Source organism: Pararhizobium sp. DWP1-1-3, assembly GCF_049896125.1.
Taxonomy (GTDB): domain Bacteria; phylum Pseudomonadota; class Alphaproteobacteria; order Rhizobiales; family Rhizobiaceae; genus Pararhizobium.
The window spans coordinates 1-12411 of record NZ_JAFCTR010000012.1 but is presented as its reverse complement, the minus strand read 5'-3'; the positions used below and the strand labels follow the sequence as shown (position 1 = coordinate 12411).

At 60.7% G+C, this 12411-nt stretch carries 10 protein-coding genes; 3 read left to right on the top strand and 7 right to left on the bottom strand.

The features are described 5' to 3' along the window. Positions 1 to 66: 66 nt before the first annotated feature. The gene (locus ACP7BS_RS21285) at positions 67 to 975 is read right to left on the bottom strand and encodes an AraC family transcriptional regulator (RefSeq protein WP_426239726.1); all 909 of its coding nucleotides are present in this window, start codon (positions 973 to 975) and stop codon (positions 67 to 69) included. Here ACP7BS_RS21285 and ACP7BS_RS21280 point away from each other — a divergent pair. Further along, a complete protein-coding gene (locus tag ACP7BS_RS21280; protein WP_426239725.1) occupies positions 974 to 1381 on the top strand; it encodes a DUF2000 family protein in 408 nt (135 codons plus the stop codon). The two genes, ACP7BS_RS21285 and ACP7BS_RS21280, sit on opposite strands and share 2 nt — an antisense overlap. A gap of 111 nt (positions 1382 to 1492) precedes the next feature. On the opposite strand, the gene rnd is transcribed toward ACP7BS_RS21280, so the two are convergent. The 3 genes from rnd to ACP7BS_RS21265 all read right to left on the bottom strand — a co-directional run bounded on the left by rnd (position 1493) and on the right by ACP7BS_RS21265 (position 5459). Beyond that, a complete protein-coding gene (gene rnd, locus ACP7BS_RS21275) occupies positions 1493 to 2638 on the bottom strand; it encodes a ribonuclease D (RefSeq protein ID WP_426231794.1) in 1146 nt (381 codons plus the stop codon). Positions 2639 to 2723: 85 nt separating this feature from the next. Continuing rightward, positions 2724 to 4127, bottom strand: a complete 1404-nt coding sequence (locus tag ACP7BS_RS21270; RefSeq protein ID WP_426239724.1) for a multicopper oxidase family protein — start codon at positions 4125 to 4127, stop codon at positions 2724 to 2726. Positions 4128 to 4226: 99 nt separating this feature from the next. Next, positions 4227 to 5459, bottom strand: a complete 1233-nt coding sequence (locus ACP7BS_RS21265) for an MFS transporter (RefSeq protein ID WP_426239723.1) — start codon at positions 5457 to 5459, stop codon at positions 4227 to 4229. A 290-nt stretch (positions 5460 to 5749) separates the two neighbouring features. Between ACP7BS_RS21265 and aspS the strand changes: the two genes are divergently transcribed. Beyond that, a complete protein-coding gene (aspS, locus tag ACP7BS_RS21260) occupies positions 5750 to 7543 on the top strand; it encodes an aspartate--tRNA ligase (protein WP_426239722.1) in 1794 nt (597 codons plus the stop codon). 147 nt (positions 7544 to 7690) lie between these two features. On the opposite strand, the gene ACP7BS_RS21255 is transcribed toward aspS, so the two are convergent. Then, complete coding sequence (locus ACP7BS_RS21255) at positions 7691 to 8884, bottom strand: hypothetical protein (RefSeq protein ID WP_426239721.1); 1194 nt, start codon at positions 8882 to 8884, stop codon at positions 7691 to 7693. A gap of 410 nt (positions 8885 to 9294) precedes the next feature. Between ACP7BS_RS21255 and parC the strand changes: the two genes are divergently transcribed. Next, complete coding sequence (gene parC / locus ACP7BS_RS21250) at positions 9295 to 11571, top strand: DNA topoisomerase IV subunit A (RefSeq protein WP_426239720.1); 2277 nt, start codon at positions 9295 to 9297, stop codon at positions 11569 to 11571. Between the two features lie 40 nt (positions 11572 to 11611). On the opposite strand, the gene ACP7BS_RS21245 is transcribed toward parC, so the two are convergent. Continuing rightward, on the bottom strand, positions 11612 to 12004 hold the full coding sequence (locus ACP7BS_RS21245) for a type II toxin-antitoxin system death-on-curing family toxin (protein ID WP_426239719.1): 393 nt from the start codon (positions 12002 to 12004) through the stop codon (positions 11612 to 11614). Continuing rightward, the gene (locus ACP7BS_RS21240) at positions 12001 to 12222 is read right to left on the bottom strand and encodes an AbrB/MazE/SpoVT family DNA-binding domain-containing protein (protein ID WP_426239718.1); all 222 of its coding nucleotides are present in this window, start codon (positions 12220 to 12222) and stop codon (positions 12001 to 12003) included. The genes ACP7BS_RS21245 and ACP7BS_RS21240 overlap by 4 nt, the downstream gene beginning before the upstream one ends. Between the last annotated feature and the right edge of the window lie 189 nt (positions 12223 to 12411).

Genomic DNA, 12411 nt, shown 5'->3' with positions numbered 1-12411 from the left:
AGGCAGGTATTGTTCCCCTTGGACAGGTCGGGTCAAGCGATTTCGTGTAACGGTGTGTCGCATCATTCAAGCCCGGCCGCAAAGGCTCGCCCAGCGCCCTGGGGTCATCCCATGGGCTTTCTTGAAGTGCCGGGTGAAATGCGCCTGGTCGGAAAAGCCGCTTTCGGGCGCGATATCGACGAGGCTCCTGCCGCTGCCGATCATGCCGCGCGCCCGCTCGAGCCGGCGCATGACGAGATAGCGGTGCGGGCTGGTGCCGACACTCCAGCGGAAATGCCGGGCGAGCGTAAAACGGTCGAGGCCGCTGACGTTTTCGAGCTCGGCGCTATTCACCTGCCGGTCGGAATGGGTCTGCAGGAAGTCGCAGGTTCTGCGGATTGCGGCCGGATCAAACGTCCGGCCGGACGCCTTGCGGCCGCCGTCCGAATGCCGCAACAGCGCGTCGGCGATACCGGTGAGCGTATCGTCCAGACGCAGCTCGCCGATGGCCCCATCGAGATCACGCATAACCTCCGCAAGACTTGCGGCAAAGGCCCGGTCGGCGATCACCGGCGACGGCACGAAGGGCAGGCCGCGCGGCCTTTCTCCAAGCGCATCGATCAGCATTTCGGGCGGCAGGTACAGCATCCGGTAGCGCAGGCCTTCCTCCGTTCCCGCACCGCCATCATGGACCTCGTCGGGATGCAGCACGATGATATCACCGGGCTGGCTGTAACGGACCGATCCACGGTAGCGGAACGCCTGCACGCCCTGCAACGTCAGGCCGAGCGCATAGGTATCATGGCGATGCGGCTCAAAGGCGTTGCCGTGAAAATGCGCCTCGATCCGCTCGATGCCGCCCGAGACGGGCGCGACCTTGATGCTGTCGGACGCCGCCGATATGCACGAACGTTCAAGATTGCCATGACCACTGCGGGCTATGGAGGCCCCGGACGCTTCGAGCGTCCTGTTTCCAAGAGTGGAGTTGGCATTCATGTTCGATACCAAATTTGCAATCGTGCTGCGCGAGGATCTGGCCGTCTGGCAAAAGCTCAACGTCACGGCGTTCCTGACCAGCGGCATCATTGCCGAAAAGCCCGGAATAATCGGCGAAGTCTACCGCGATGCGGATGGCAACGTCTACAATCCCTTGAGCATCCAGCCGGTCATCGTGCTATCTGCCGACCAAAAGACCATTGCCGCTATCCACCGTCGGGCGCTGGAGCGCGAGGTCAAGACATCGCTTTATGTCGAAGAGATGTTTGCGACCGGGCACGACGCGGCAAACCGCGAGGTATTCGCCCTGTTCGGTCCGGATGATGCAAAGGTTGTCGGCATTGCACTTCATGCCGACAAGAAGATCGCCGACAAGATCACCAAGGGTGCAAAGATGCACCCCTAGAGCAATTCCAGCAAAAGCGCGCAGCGGTTTTGCGTCCGGAATTGCGGCAAAACAAAAAGACAGAGCGTTTTCGCGATTCGAAGAACAGCGGAAATGCTCTGGCGAAATGTCTTAAAGCTCGACGGCTTCGATCTTGCGATCGACGAAGCGCAGGGCGACTTCGCCGTTGATCAGCTTCAGGGCTGTATCGCCGAACAGTTCGCGACGCCAGCCTCTCAAGGCGCCGACATCGGCGTTTTGGCCTTCCGATGCAATCCGTTCGAGATCCTCGCTATTGGCGATGATCTTGGCGGCGACGCCCTGTTTTTCGGCAATCAGCTTCAACAGGACCTTGAGCATTTCGCCGGCGGCCTGGGCGCCTTCCGGGGCCTGGTTCTGACGCGGCAGCTTCGGCATGTCGGCCTTCGGCAAGTCGAGCGCTGCATTGACCGCTTCAAGGATTGCCGTTCCGGCTGCCGAACGCTCCCAACCCTTGGGGATGGTGCGCAGGCGCGACAGTGCTTCGACGTCCTTTGGCTGCTGTTGGGCGATCTCGTAGAGACCGTCATCCTTGAGGATGCGGCCGCGCGGAACGTTGCGGTTGCGGGCCTCGCGCTCGCGCCAGGCGGCGACCTTCTGCAGCACGGCAAGTTCGATCGGCTTCTTCAGCCGCATCTTCAGGCGCTGCCAGGCGTCGTCCGGATGGATGTCATAGGTTTCCTTGGCTTCGAGGATGGCCATTTCCTCGGTCAGCCACAGCGAGCGGCCTTCGCGCTCGAGCTCGGCCTTCAGGTGCAGGTAGACATCGCGCAGATGGGTGACGTCGGCCAGCGCGTAATCGAGCTGCTTTTCCGACAGCGGCCGGCGGCTCCAGTCGGTGAAGCGCGAGGACTTGTCGATATGGACGTTCTTGATGCGGCTGACCAGCTGGTCGTAGGAGACGCTGTCGCCGAAGCCGCAGACCATGGCGGCGACCTGCGTGTCGAAGATCGGATGCGGGATCAGCTTGCCGAGATTGTAGATGATTTCGATGTCCTGGCGGGCCGCATGGAAGACCTTGACGACATTCGTATTGGCCATCAGCTCGAAGAACGGCGCAAGGTCGATATCCTTGGCCATCGGATCGACAATGACGGCAATGTCCGGTCCGGCCATCTGGATCAGGCAGAGCTGCGGCCAGAAGGTCGTCTCGCGGAGAAATTCCGTATCGATTGTCAGGTATTCCCCGCTGGCCAGCGTTTCGCAGGCGGCGGCAAGTTCGGCGGTTGTCTCGATCATCAAACTTCAATCACTGTGGCGGAAATGCGGCCGTTAAAACTCACCCGATGTATCCCGTCACGCCCGGTGCCACAACAAAAAATGCTCAAACAACGCGGAAATATCCGGACATTCCTGTCTTCTGGTGCTCGATGATATGACAATGGAGCAACCAGTCGCCGAGGTTATCGGCGACGAGACCGAGTTCGGCCTGTTCGTCCGGCAGGAGCAGGATCGTGTCGGTCGGTGGCGGCAGGACGGTGCGCTTGTTGGAACTGAGGATGCGGAAGCTCAGGCCATGCAGGTGGATCGGATGCGCATGCGGTGTGCGGTTCCTGACCTGCAGCACATAGCTTTTGCCGAGTTTCAACTCGGAAACCGGGGCTCCCGGATCCGGCGTATCGCCCTGCCACGGCACCTTGTTGATTGCCCAGAACGTATAGCCGAGGGTGCCGCAGATGCTGGGAACCGGCGCATGTTCCGCCGTTGCGGTAAATTCGAGCGGGATGCGTTCGGCGATCGACAGATCGGCTTCGGCAATCGGATTGGCCGGCAACGGTTTTACGTCGCGGATATCGCGTTTCAGCGAGGTGCCGGTGGCGCGCAGGGTGGCCACCGTAAACGGGTTTGAGCCGCGCAGATTGCCGAGCTTGACCTCAGCACCTTCCGCGTCCGGCATGCGCACGACCAGTTCGACGCGCTGGCCGGGGCCGACATCGAGCAGATCGAGCGGGAAGGGCGCATCGACCGGATTGCCGTCGAGCGCGATGACGACAGCCGGCGCACCTTCTGCGGCAAGCGAATAGATGCGCGTCACGTCGGTGGCGGCGATGCGGATGCGAACGAGACCGCCCGAAGGTGCGTCATAGCGCGGCTGCTGCTGCCAGTTGGTGGTGCGCACCGTGCCATAGGTGCCGCCGCGTGCGGCATCGCGTGGCTTGAACGGGGCGATGAAGGCGCCGCCGGTGCCGAGCCGCCAGTCGCGCAGGTTGAGCACGATCTCGGCGTCGAAGACGGGATCATCGGGATTCTCCACGACGATGACGCCGGTCAGCCCGTGGCCCATCTGGGTCAGCGTGTTGCAATGCGGATGATACCAGAAGGTGCCCGCGTCCGGCGGCGTGAAGGCATAGTCGAAGCTGTCGCCGGGATAGACGTAAGGTTGGGTCATCTCCGGCACGCCGTCCATGGCGTTGACGATGCGCAACCCGTGCCAGTGAACCGTGGTCGGCTCGTCCAGTGCATTCACCAGCCGGGCGGCGAAGGGCTCGCCCTTTTTCATGCGGATGACCGGCGGCATGCCGGTGGCAGGCGCATCGCTTGTGCCGTAGGTCATGATTTTCGGGGTGATGCCGTCAGGGGCCAGTTTTGCCTCGGTGAATTGCGCCTTGAGCAGCAGCGGGCCCGGGGCCGCAATTCCGTTTCGCGCCGCAAGCCCGCCGCCGATGGCGAAGGAGGCAGCGGCTGCAGCCGATCCCTTCAGAAGTGTGCGGCGGCTGATGATCGGCATGGCGGGATTCCGGAGATTGAGATGTCCCCGTTTAAACTTGATGCCGGTATTCATCAATTGCCATTTGCGCGCATCTTGCCGCAGTCAGCCGCCCAAACGTTACTTCTTATCCTCGGGCCTGGCCGCCAGCTTGTTGAAGAAGGAGGAGGTACGCAAAAGGTTGCGAAACCGCATCGAGCGTTCACCGGTGGGCACTGCACCGCGCGCCATCATCCTTTGCAGGGTATAGAGCATGAAGGCTGCAAGCACCGCGGCGGTATAGATGAACAGCGCCGGCGGCCCAAAAATATCCAGCATGAACGAGGCGAACAGCGGCCCGATGATGGCGCCGCACGACCAGAAGAACAGCATGCCGGCCGACACCAGCGCGTGCTGACCCTCGGCGGCATGGTCGTTGGCATGGGCCGAGCAGAGCGAATAGAGCGGCATGGCGAAGGCGCCGAAGATGAAGATGCCGATGAAGTTCAGCCATTCGTCGCTACCGGCGAACAGGGCGAGATACAGCCCGGCAAGCAGCGAGCCGAAGGTGGCAAAGAGGATGATCAGCCGCCGGTCCAGCCGGTCGGAATAGAGCCCAAGCGGATATTGCAGCACGACGCCGCCGATGATCCCGACGCTCATGAAGGTGGCAATGGCGGTGATCGACAGGCCGATACCCTCGGCATAGATCGGCCCGAGCGAGCGGAAGGTGGAATTGGTCAGCCCGACGACGATACAGCCGATCGTGGCCAGCGGCGAGATGTTCCACAGCGCCTTGACGTCGAACTTGATCGCCTCCGGCAATCCAGGGCTGGAGCGGTCGGCAAAGGAGATCGGCACCAGCGACAGCGTGAGCGCCATGGAGACGATGGCAAACAGCTGGAACCCCTCGATGCCGACGGTCGGGATCAGATATTGCGCCGCCGTCACCGAGCCGAGATCGACCAGGCGGTAGATCGACAGCGTGCGGGCGCGGTTGGAATTGTTGACCCGGGCATTCAGCCAGCTTTCGACGGTGGCAAACAGGCTGGCAAAACAGATGCCGGCAATCAGCCGCATCAGGAACCAGAACCACGGATCGATCAGAAGCACCATGGCCAGCGAGGCTGCCGAGGCGATCGCCGCCATCGCCGAGAACGTCCTTATATGACCGATCGAGCGCAGGATGCGCGTCACATAGATGCAGCCGATGGCAAAGCCGATATTGTAGCCGGTGCCGACAAGGCCGATCAGCGATGTCGAAAAGCCCTCCTGCAGGGCGCGCAGCGAAATATAGGTCCCCTGCAGCCCGTTGCCGCCGATCAGGATGCCGGCGGTGATGAGGAGGGGGATGAGCGGGCGAAGCTGCGACATGAAGAAAACGATCCGGGCGGACGCGACTCCATGCCGGCGTGCCATGCCTCAGTCTTAGACGCAGCCATCCGGCAAAAACAGTCACGATAATTGATGGTCCGGTCAGCATCCGGCATGAATGGGCGGCTTCCGCAGTCGCGCAAACGCGGTCCTATGGTTGTCTTTGATTGCCTGCGCGCACGTCCCGGCCTTGACAAATCGGCCTCACCATGCGCTTTTCCGCCCGATTTTGACGCTGCCGCAGCGCGCTTTGGCGTGGCCGCGCAGCCCCTTGGTTCCAGGATAATATCATGCATCGTTACCGCAGCCACACTTGTGCCGCTCTTCGCAAAGCCGATGTCGGCCAGACCGTCCGCATCTCCGGCTGGGTCCACCGCGTTCGCGACCATGGCGGCCTGCTGTTCATCGATCTTCGCGATCACTATGGCATGACGCAGATCGTCGTCGATCCCGACTCACCGGCCTTCAAGGCGGCCGAGACGGTGCGCGGCGAATGGGTCATCCGCATCGACGGCACCGTCAAGGCGCGATCGGACGAGACCGTCAACAAGCAGATGGCGACCGGCGAGATCGAGCTTTACGCGCAGGAGATCGAAGTTCTCTCCGCCGCCAAGGAACTGCCGCTGCCGGTGTTCGGCGAGCCGGATTACCCTGAAGACATCCGCCTCAAGTACCGCTTTCTCGATCTGCGCCGCGAAACGCTGCACAAGAACATCGTCAAGCGCAGCCAGATCATTTCCGATATGCGCTCGCGCATGAACTCGGCCGGCTTTGCCGAATATTCGACACCCATCCTGACGGCCTCGTCGCCGGAAGGCGCGCGCGACTTTTTGGTGCCGAGCCGCATCCATCCCGGCACGTTCTTCGCCCTGCCGCAGGCGCCGCAGCAGTACAAGCAGCTGTTGATGGTGGCCGGTTTCGACCGCTATTTCCAGATCGCCCCGTGCTTCCGCGATGAAGACCCGCGTGCCGACCGTCTGCCGGGCGAATTCTACCAGCTCGACCTGGAAATGAGCTTCGTTACCCAGGAAGACGTCTGGGACACGATGGCACCGATCATGACCGGCGTGTTCGAGCAGTTTGCCGAAGGAAAGCCGGTCACCAAGGAATGGCCGCGCATTCCTTATGATCAGGCGATCCGCAAATACGGTTCCGACAAGCCGGACCTGCGCAACCCGATCGAGATGCAGGCCGTCACCGAACACTTTGCCGGCTCCGGCTTCAAGGTGTTTGCCGGCATGATCGAGCGCGATCCGAAGGTCGAAGTCTGGGCGATCCCGGCCAAGACCGGTGGTTCGCGCGCCTTCTGCGACCGCATGAATGCCTGGGCGCAGTCGACCGGCCAGCCGGGCCTCGGCTACATCTTCTGGCGTAAGGAAGAAGACGGCACGACTGCCGGCTCCGGCCCGCTTGCCAAGAACATCGGCGAGGAGCGCACCGAAGCGCTGCGCACGCAGCTTGGTCTTGATGCAGGCGATGCCTGCTTCTTCGTCGCCGGCGACCCGGCCAAATTCTATAAGTTCGCAGGCGAAGCCCGCACCAAGGCCGGCGAGGACCTGAACCTCATCGATCGCGACCGGTTCGAACTGTGCTGGATCATCGACTTCCCGTTCTACGAATGGAGCGAGGAAGACAAGAAGGTCGATTTTGCCCACAACCCGTTCTCGATGCCGCAGGGTGGCCTCGAGGCGCTGCAGACGCAGGACCCGCTGACGATCAAGGCCTATCAGTATGACGCCGTCTGCAACGGCTTCGAAATCGCCTCGGGCTCGATCCGTAACCAGTCGCCGGAACTGATGGTCAAGGCGTTCGAGCTGGTCGGCCTCAGCCAGACCGACGTTGAAGACCGTTTTGGCGGCATGTACCGCGCCTTCCAGTACGGCGCCCCTCCGCATGGCGGCTGCGCCTTCGGTATCGACCGCGTCGTCATGCTTTTGCTCGGCGCCAAGAACCTGCGCGAAATCACGCTGTTCCCGATGAACCAGCAGGCACAGGACCTCCTGATGAACGCCCCGGCTCCGGCGATGCCCAAGCAGCTGCTTGAGCTGTCACTGCGCGTCATCCCGCCGCTGAAGAAAGACTAACGGCAGTCCTTTACTGATTGGATTTTGATCAACCCGGCGATGCCAATCGCCGGGTTTTTCGTGTCTGCGATTGGCCTTGAGCTTATAAGAAAGAAGGCCCGGCGATCTCTCGCCGGGCCTTCTTATGTTCGGTTGTGATCCGCCGGATCAATCGTTGGCGGTGACCTTGACGCCGAGGACGCTCGGGACCGTGTTCGGCGCGCCCATGGCGGCGCCGATGATCATCGGGAACGGAACCGGGTTGGCCGGTTCGGCCGCGATCGTCAGGCTCTTCGGTGCATCGAGATAGGTGTTGACGGCGCTCGAGACCTGGTTCTGCAATTCCGGCACGTTCAGCTGTGCCATCATCAACGGAACCATGCCCTTCAGCGACTGCGCCAGCTGATCGCCCGTGGTGCCCTGCTGCGAGCCGATATAGTCGAGAACGCGCTTGGTGATCGTCGCGTCGTCGAAGCGGATCGAGGCGCTGTTGAACGTCAGCTGCTGGATCAGGCCCATCATCGACAGGCCCATGGCCTGGTTGGCTTCTTCCTTGTTCGGATTGGTTTCCGCCGCCTTCATGGCTTCCTGCACGGACTTCATGAAGTCCAGCGTGTAGCCGGAAACGTCGAAGGCGATCGCCAGGCGGCCGACATTGGCGAAGTCGAAGGCGTATTCCTCAAGCGAGACGTTGCCCGTGGCCACTTCCCAGCTGCCCTTCATCGTCATCTCGCCGGCAAGGTTTTTCAGGCCGAGCTTTTCAATCGCATCCTTCGACTTGGGGTCCTCGACGCCGGAGAGATCGGCCTTGATGCCCGAAAAGGTGGCGTCAAAATCGAAACCCGCGTCGCTTTCTTGCTTCGTCAGATTGGCTTCCGATTCGTCCATCGAAAACACCGGCTTGCCCTTGGCGGTGACCGTTACCGGGCCAGTCGTTGCGGATTCGTAAAGGACGATATCGTGGACCGTGCCGCCGGCCGGATTGCCGGGGATGCTGAGGCCGCCGATGGAGATGTCCTTGGCGGTAATCGCTGTTTCGTCTTCCTTGACATCGACATCCGGCAGCGTGACGGTTTCGGCATAGTAGCCGCCGCCATCGGTTTCTTCGACGCCCTCAAGCGTTACGTCGCCGATCTTGAAATCCTTGCCGGGGGCGGCGGTCGATTTGACGCTGACGCCGGTAAGCGTCACGGTCGTGCCATCGACAGCGACCTTTTCATAGGCAACGGTTGCGCCATTGAGGGCATAGGCGGCGTTCAGCTTGGTGACGAGATCCGCGCCGTCGAGCGCGAAGGCCGGACCGGAAAGGCCGATAAAAGCGGCGCTCGCTAGCATCAGACGAAGGTTGCGGGTAGGCATCATGGAGCGGTTCCTTGTTGTAAAGCTCTAATTTCGAAGGCATTTCTAATACGGATTAAGGCCGAAATATATTCGAATTGCCTCCGCAAGCGATGTTTCGTGAGACTATTCAATTTTAAGATGAAAATTGTTCGTGGGACCGCCATTTCCCGCAAACGGCATGCGCTTTCCAGGCAGATCAACGCAGGATGAGCCTTCAAATTTTCAAGGACATTGCAAATCTGGCGTGGGCTGAGGAATCATTTTGAGGCCCGAACCGGTCACGGCGACAGCTGCCGCGGTGACTGATGCCAGACGAAGGGGTTTCGTCCACGTCCGCTGACATCGCACATCGCCATTGCCACACAGGGTTCTCCACAGCGCAATGCCCTGCAATCCTTGCCGTTCAGGGTTTGTTGCGGTAGCAAGAAATCATGGGACAAAGCCTTTTGCCGCCGTCGGGCGGAGACGATCATATTCTGCCGGTTGACCTCAAGGCGGCGCTGGAAGAGCGCTATCTCGCCTATGCGCTGTCGACCATCATGCACCGGGCACTGCCTGACGTGCGCGACGGCCTGAAGCCCGTCCATCGCCGCATCATCCATGCGATGAGCGAAATGGGGCTGCGCTCCAATTCCTCGTTCAAGAAATGCGCCCGTATCGTCGGCGACGTCATCGGTAAGTTCCACCCGCATGGCGACCAGTCTGTCTATGATGCGCTGGTGCGCCTGGCGCAGGATTTCTCGCAGCGCTATCCGATCGTCGATGGCCAGGGCAATTTCGGCAATATCGACGGGGACAGTGCCGCCGCCTACCGGTACACCGAAGCTCGTATGACCGATGTGGCGAGCCTTCTGCTCGAAGGCATCGATCAGGACGCGGTGGATTTTCGTCCAACCTACAATGAGGAAGATCAGGAACCGGTCGTCATGCCCGGCGCCTTCCCGAATTTGCTGGCGAACGGCGCCTCCGGCATTGCCGTCGGCATGGCGACCTCGATCCCGCCGCACAACGCCCATGAACTTTGCGACGCCGCACTGCACCTGATCAAGAACCCGGGCGCGACCATCGAAGAGCTGATGCTCGATCCGAACAATCCCGAGCGCGGCGGGATCGAAGGTCCTGACCTTCCGACCGGCGGCATCATCATCGATAGCCGCGAGAGCATCATCGAGGCCTACAAGACCGGTCGCGGCGGCTTTCGCGTCCGGGCGAAATGGGAAGTCGAAGATACCGGCCGCGGCGGCTACCAGATCATCGTCACCGAAATTCCCTTCCAGGTGCAGAAGTCGCGGCTGATCGAAAAGATCGCCGAGCTTCTGCTCGCCCGCAAGCTGCCGCTGCTGGAAGACGTGCGGGACGAATCGGCCGAGGATGTCCGCCTCGTGCTGGTGCCGAAGAGCCGTTCGGTCGATCCGACCATCCTGATGGAATCGCTGTTCAAGCTGTCGGAGCTGGAAAATCGCATTCCGCTCAACATGAACGTCCTGTCGATGGGCCGCGTTCCCAAGGTGATGGCGCTGAACGAGGTCCTGCTGGAATGGCTCGCCCATCGCCGCGACGTGCTGCAGCGCCGCTCGCGCTTCCGGCTGGCGGCGATCGACCGGCGCCTTGAAATCCTCGGCGGTTACCTGATCGCCTATCTCAATCTCGACGAGGTGATCCGCATCATCCGCGAGGAGGACGAGCCCAAGCCCGCCTTGATGGAGCGGTTCACGCTCACCGACCTGCAGGCCGAATCGATCCTCAACATGCGCCTGCGCTCGCTGCGCAAGCTGGAAGAGTTCGAGATCCGCACCGAATTCGAAGCTCTTTCGAAGGAAAAGGCTGAGATCGAGACTCTGCTGGCATCCGACGACAAGCAGTGGCAGACCGTCGCCTGGGAAATCGGCGAGGTGAAGAAGAAATTCGCCAAGGCCACCGAGATCGGCCGCCGCCGGACGTTGTTCTCCAATGCGCCGGAAGCCGATCTGGAAGCGATCCAGCAGGCGATGATCGAGAAGGAACCGATCACCGTCGTCATCTCTGAAAAGGGCTGGATCCGGGCGCTGAAGGGCCACATTTCCGATGTCTCGACGCTGCAGTTCAAGGAGGGCGACGGGCTGAAACTGTCGTTCCCGGCCTCGACCACCGACCGCATCCTCGTCGTCACCACCGGCGGCAAGGCCTATACGCTGGGCGGCGACAAGCTGCCGGGCGGACGCGGGCACGGCGAACCGCTGCGCATCATCGTCGATATGGAAAATGACCAGGACGTGCTGACCGCCTTCGTCCACGATCCGGCGCGAAAACTGCTGATCTCGTCGGCTGCCGGCAACGGCTTTGTGGTGCTGGAAGGCGACATGGCTGCCAATACCCGCAAGGGCAAGCAGATCATGAACGTTGCCATGCCGGACGAAGCCAAGCTGGTCATCCCGGTCAAGGGCGACCACGTCGCCATCGTCGGCGAAAACCGCAAGATGCTGGTCTTCCCCTTGGTGCAGATCCCGGAAATGGGCCGCGGCAAGGGCGTACGATTGCAACGCTACAAGGATGGCGGTGTCTCCGACATGCGCTGCTTTGCCATCGCCGACGGCCTGACATGGGCCGACAGCGCCGGCCGCAGCTTCACCAAGTCCAAGGACGAACTGCTGGAATGGATGGGCGACCGCGCAACAGCGGGCAGGGCCGTGCCGAAGGGCTTCCCGAGGAGTGGCAAGTTTACCGGATGATGGATCTGCGGGCGGTTGAGTTGGCGAAATCTAATAGCTGTCAGAGATCAAACGGAACGGTGTGATCTCGCAGGAATTGCGCCGTACCGGCTTCGTCAATCTCTCCTGCAGCAACGGATAGAACAAAAGCGATAACGTCCGCCTGCTCCGCTTCGATAAGTAGGCCGTTGATCGCCAGAAAAGTAAACGCTGCAAGCCAACCAGTCCGCTTATTGCCATCCGAAAACCCGTGGTTTCGAACAATGCCGTAGAGGTAGGCAGCGGCGAGAACGTGTATATCTTCCTCGCCGTAGGCTGCTTTGTTGACCGGACGGGCCAAAGCAGATTCGAGAGCGTTGACATCCTTGAGACCCGGCAAGCCACCGTGTTCCAACAATTGTTCATGATGTATGATTTCAATTGCTTGGCGTGACAGCCATTTAATGGACATCATTTCGCCAATTCACGCAGCGCGACATGATATTTTTTCATACCAATTCTGGCCGCCCGCAATTGTTCTGCAAGATCGTCCTTCTGGGGCGCCAGCTCAAGCGTACCCCCGGTTTCCTTCAATTGAAACTCGTCGCCCGCCTTTAGCCCCAAACGTTCAAGGACTTCTTTTGGGATGATAATGCCTTCGGAGTTGCCGATTTTGCGAATGGTAAGGTTCATGGAAAAATCTCCGATGTTATAATTGAGTTATAACATCGGACGATCTGAAACGCAATTATCGTCAATGAAGGGGCACGGCCGTGAATCCAAGTTAACGGTCAAGCGGCGATGATATCGGCCATGTATTGAGGGTTTCGTCCGGCTTTGTTTCGTCTCAGTTTGATGCTTCGCTTGTCTTTATGGCTTCGA

Bases quoted from the DNA above. Each gene is read 5' to 3' on its own strand.
- ACP7BS_RS21280 (WP_426239725.1), top strand. From the start codon at position 974: ATGTTCGATACCAAATTTGCAATCGTGCTGCGCGAGGATCTGGCCGTC.
- ACP7BS_RS21285 (WP_426239726.1), bottom strand. From the start codon at position 975: ATGAATGCCAACTCCACTCTTGGAAACAGGACGCTCGAAGCGTCCGGG.
- rnd (WP_426231794.1), bottom strand. From the start codon at position 2,638: ATGATCGAGACAACCGCCGAACTTGCCGCCGCCTGCGAAACGCTGGCC.
- ACP7BS_RS21270 (WP_426239724.1), bottom strand. From the start codon at position 4,127: ATGCCGATCATCAGCCGCCGCACACTTCTGAAGGGATCGGCTGCAGCC.
- ACP7BS_RS21265 (WP_426239723.1), bottom strand. From the start codon at position 5,459: ATGTCGCAGCTTCGCCCGCTCATCCCCCTCCTCATCACCGCCGGCATC.
- aspS (WP_426239722.1), top strand. From the start codon at position 5,750: ATGCATCGTTACCGCAGCCACACTTGTGCCGCTCTTCGCAAAGCCGAT.
- ACP7BS_RS21255 (WP_426239721.1), bottom strand. From the start codon at position 8,884: ATGATGCCTACCCGCAACCTTCGTCTGATGCTAGCGAGCGCCGCTTTT.
- parC (WP_426239720.1), top strand. From the start codon at position 9,295: ATGGGACAAAGCCTTTTGCCGCCGTCGGGCGGAGACGATCATATTCTG.
- ACP7BS_RS21245 (WP_426239719.1), bottom strand. From the start codon at position 12,004: ATGATGTCCATTAAATGGCTGTCACGCCAAGCAATTGAAATCATACAT.
- ACP7BS_RS21240 (WP_426239718.1), bottom strand. From the start codon at position 12,222: ATGAACCTTACCATTCGCAAAATCGGCAACTCCGAAGGCATTATCATC.